The following is a 4,329-nucleotide window of genomic DNA, read 5'->3' as shown; positions in this document are numbered from 1 at the left end:
GGCCGGCGGGGCCGGTGCGGACGCGGGTCCAGTCGTGCCGGGCCCCGGCCCGCAGGTGCCGGGCGGGGTGCCGTTCTCGCCCGGGTCCGCTCCCGGCTCGCCGGCGCCGGTGCGTACCGTCTCCGGGATCGACGCCCCGAACCCGTCCGCCGTCAGTGCGGGCACGGGGCAGCTGGCCCCGGCCGGTACCGGCACGGGCCGGCCGGCCGCCGGTGCCGGGCAGCCGTCCGCCGGTGCTGGTGCTGGTGCTGGTGCTGGTTCGGTGACGGTTCCGGGCGGGGGTGGGAGCCAGCCGGTGCGGACCGTGGGCGGGCACGGCGCGTCCGACGCGGCGTTCGAGACGCCTGCCGGTGACGCTGCGGACGGGCAGCCGTCGACTGGGACGGACCCCGCGCTGCCGCCCGCCGCCGGGGCCCAGGGCGCTGCTCCGTCCGGCGCGCCTCACACCGCTACGGCGGGAGGCCGCTCGGCTCCCACCGCAGACGGTGTCGAGGGCCCGCCGCCGCAGGAGGCCACCGGCGGCCAGGAGGACGAGGAAACCCCCGGCACACAGCACAGGTCGCCCGCGGCCACCGCTCCTGCGTCCGCGTCCTCCGGGGCCGGTGCGGGCGCGGTGCCCACGTCCGGCCAGACCGCTCCCGCTCCCGCCGCGGGCGGCACCGCTGCGCCCGGCGGCGCGGCGGCGGGCAGCAGCCACTCCCCGTCGGCGGTGGCCAAGGGCGACGCCACCGGCCACACCACGGCCGCGAACGGCACCAGCAACCGGAGCACGGAACACCACGGGGGCGCAGACACCGACACCACCACCCAGGCCGACGCCGACACGACGACCGCCGACCCGACGCCGACCCGCTCCGGCGCCGCCACCACGGCCAACGCCGTCCCCGAGGAGAACCTCTCCGACACCTCGGTCACCGGCCCGCCCGCCGCCATGTCGATCACGACGGTGTCCTCCGCGCTGCCCGCCGCAGAGGCGGACACCACCCGGACCGTGCCGCAGACGCAGACGCAGCCGGGCACGGGCCGCGGACGAGCCGGTGAGAAGACCGACCCGCCGACGAATGCCGAGTCGCGGGAGCCGGTGGAGTCCGACCAGCCGGGGATAATCCCGGCCGTCCAGGACACCGGGGAAGGCGACAGCGCACCCGTCCGCCCGTCCACAGTGTCGCGGCCCGCCACCGTGACTTGGGCTTCGGACCGGGACGTGGTGCCGACCACGGCCGACGACGAGATCACCACGGCGACGGACACCGCGTCCGACGACGACACGCAGACCCTCGTCGATGCCTTGTCCGAATCAGGCGACACCCTCGTGGACGCCACCGGAACCGACGACAAGACCGCGGTGGACGGATCGAAGAAGGCAGCGGGGGACACGCGGTTGCCGCGGTCGCGGGAGGAGATTTCCGAGTGGATCGCCGGCCTCACCACGACGGCCGACGACACGAGGAAGAGCACCGCCGACGAGGCCGCGGTGCCCCACCCGTTGAGGCCGGTCGCCGCTGCCGACTCCGACAACGCGGGAGCGCTGGTTCGCCGACCTGTGCGTGTTTTCCCGGTCCGCCCGGGCGGGGACTGGGACCGGAAGAGTCGCGAGGTTCTCGGTGACGCATTGCTGAATGCCGTGGCGAACGGGAAGATCGGCACACCCTACGCGGCAGGGCTGGTGAAGGTGCTGAAGGCGGGCCGGATTCCCGAGTCGTCCGGCGGCATGCACACCGGGGAGGTCCGCCACGCTCTGACCGGTAGTGATCGGTCCGATGGCAGTGTCACGCTCACGGGGGGGCCTGCGCATGCCGAGCAGATCCCCTCCGTGAACGCGGTGGACCACGTTCCCGGGTCGCGGGAGGAGATCTCCCAGTGGATCGCGGGGCTCGTGGCGCCGGCAGGCGCGACGGCAGGTGCGACGGCAGGTGCCGCCGAGGTCCCTGTGACCTCCACCACCTCGGACCCCCTCGTCGAAACGGCGCTCACCGCGACGCGGGGACCGGCGCTACGGCTGCGTGGCGGTGCCGCCGGCGGGCCGGCCCTCGACGGATCCGGTGCGGAGCACCCGGACACTCCGGCGTGGCTGCCGCACACCCGGGCGGACGGAACGCCGCTGCCGGCGGGCGAGGGCCTGGCACAGGTGCGGGCGGCGCTGAACGGCTCCCTGCGCGTGGGGGACGTACGCGGGGACGGCGACTGCTTCTTCCACTCCTTCCTCCTCACCACGGGACTGCACACGCACTCCCCGAACTCACCGCGCGGATGTTCGGCGTCCACGTCCGCGTGGTCCAGTGGAACCCCCGTCACGCGACCCGTATCGCGGAGTACTCGCTGGCCGGTGAAGCCGCGTCGCAGACCGGACGGCCCGATCTCACACTGGTCCGGCTCGACCACGGTGAGGGAGCCGAGCACTGGGCGCCCACCCTGCCCTACGACGCTCCCCTTCCCGCCGGGACCACGGTGGCCATGTGGTCCCCGCCCGGCACCACCGGCCCCGCGGCCGACACCAGCACCGACACCGACACCGCGGAGGACACCTCTTTCGCCCCCTCGCCCGGCGCCGACTCATCGGACGGCAGCCTGTTCGAAGGAGACTCCTCCGCCTCGCCGACGCCGGAACCCGAGGGTATGGCACTGTCCTCGACGTGGACACGCACATAGCCCTCCCCGGACCGCAGGCCCAACAGGTCCTCGGCGCCGCCGCATGGATGCTGTGGCACGCGGCGCCCGTCCCTGCGGAATTCCCGGTGCCTCAGGGAACGGGCCCCACCCTGACGCCCGAGCGGAACCGGGAACTCTTCAAGCTGCTCAGAAGCAGAAGAGCCTCCGGGGCGGGCCTCGATGACACGCTGGGAGGAGTCTGGGAACACGTCAAAGACGCTCACGGCGTTCACCTCCCCCTCGCCGAGATCAGCCGCCTCAACCACGCGTACCAGTGGAACGCACAGCATCTCGACCGCGGTGAGGGATGGGGGGCCGAGCACTGGCCTCTGCCCCCTGACCACCCGGTCTTCCGTCCGCTTCCGCAGGATATTCCCCGGAAGGAAGCCGACAGGCTGCGGGCGGTGCGGCGGCACATCTTCATGTTCGGATCCGCCGAGGGCATCACCGCCACCACCCACACCCCGCGCAGGAATCGGAGCTACATACCCGAACCGGCGCTCAGCAGCTGGGTCGGCCGGGCACGCGCCGGTGCGAAATTGCACGAGTTGACGCGGCAAGCGCTGCTCGATCTCGGTGTGATCCACAGAGAAGGGGCGCCGGAGGAGACCGCAGCCGATCCGGACGGCTTCAATAAATACGTCATACCTGCCGACGCGGACGTGTCCCGTGTGACCCGGGACCGAGTCGCGGTGATCAACGCTTATTACCGTGCTTTCCCCGAAAAGATCGGTACCCGTCCGCCCACGGCAGGTGGTGACGATCTGTTGAGGAGGGCATCCGTTCTCGTCACCCGCCTGGCAACGAGCGGTATAAATCCCGAGGACACGCATCTGCTCGGTGCCTTCCGTCACTTCGGTGTGGAAATGGAGACACGTAGGCGCAACGGCAAAGACAGGATCTTCCTCTCCGACGGAACGGTGCGCCGTGCGCGGCCTCGTAAGCCTCGTGAACCCCAGCCGGCGGCGAGCCCTGCGGAGCTGGAGCAGAGGCGCTACCGGACGCAGCACAGGCGTTTCACGCAATCCGGAATCAACGCAGACCCGGAGAGGACTTCCCTCATCGCCGAAGCGATGCGACTCGGTAACTGGTGGGAGCTGCGGGAGGGAAATCCCGGTCGTCTGTTCCTGAACATGCTCGAAAAAACCCGTGTGGACCAACTGCAACGTTTCGATCGTGAGGTGGGGATCGAACGAGGGGTTGTACGACGTCCTCGACGAGCGGGTACCGCAGTGGCGGGCCGCTCTGGACGCGGCGGATCCGGCCGCCCAGGACCAGCCAATGGACGTGGACCCGGCCGGCCAGGATCAGCAGATGGACGTGGACTCCGAGGACGGTCCGGCGGACACGGCCCCGGATCCCGGCCCAACGGCGGACACGGCCCCGGATCCCGGTCCCACGGCGGGCACGGCGCCGGGCCCCGGCCCCACGACGGCCACCAGGGGCGACGGAGTGTCCGGCGGCATGCCACCTGCCAGGCGGGTGTTCGCCGAGACGTGGCTGAGCCGTGCGCCGTCCGTTCCGGCGAACTGGTCCGCCGACACCCTTGTCGCTCTGTGGGACGGGGCCGACCGTGTCCTTGCTGTCGAGCAGGGGCGGATAGTCGCAGCGCTGCGGGACCGGCCGGAATATGGGCAGGAGGTGGCACGCGTACAGTCACTGGGCCTCGATTCGGCGCGG

The 4,329-nt window shown here is 72.0% G+C and carries 3 protein-coding genes and 1 pseudogene; 2 read left to right on the top strand and 2 right to left on the bottom strand.

Annotated elements, in window-relative coordinates:
• Positions 1 to 441: 441 nt before the first annotated feature.
• Both IE94_RS0134035 and IE94_RS0134030 read right to left on the bottom strand, forming a co-directional pair.
• Entirely contained in the window at positions 442 to 1,269 is an 828-nt protein-coding gene (locus tag IE94_RS0134035) for a hypothetical protein (RefSeq protein WP_157849443.1), read from the bottom strand.
• 724 nt (positions 1,270 to 1,993) lie between these two features.
• The gene (locus IE94_RS0134030; protein WP_030192209.1) at positions 1,994 to 2,197 is read right to left on the bottom strand and encodes a hypothetical protein; all 204 of its coding nucleotides are present in this window, start codon (positions 2,195 to 2,197) and stop codon (positions 1,994 to 1,996) included.
• 53 nt (positions 2,198 to 2,250) lie between these two features.
• Here IE94_RS0134030 and IE94_RS0134025 point away from each other — a divergent pair, with 53 nt between their 5' ends.
• A complete protein-coding gene (locus IE94_RS0134025; RefSeq protein WP_030192207.1) occupies positions 2,251 to 2,649 on the top strand; it encodes a hypothetical protein in 399 nt (132 codons plus the stop codon).
• A gap of 1,176 nt (positions 2,650 to 3,825) precedes the next feature.
• Positions 3,826 to 4,329 (top strand): annotated as a pseudogene (locus tag IE94_RS40700) (hypothetical protein); the annotation flags it as partial.

This window comes from Streptomyces violaceorubidus, from assembly GCF_000717995.1.
GTDB lineage: Bacteria > Actinomycetota > Actinomycetes > Streptomycetales > Streptomycetaceae > Streptomyces > Streptomyces violaceorubidus.
Note: the sequence above shows the minus strand (reverse complement) of the source record. Positions and strands in the feature narration are given on the sequence as shown.

Coding starts and splice junctions, on each gene's coding strand:
- IE94_RS0134025 (WP_030192207.1), top strand. CDS start 2,251: ATGTTCGGCGTCCACGTCCGCGTGGTCCAGTGGAACCCCCGTCACGCG.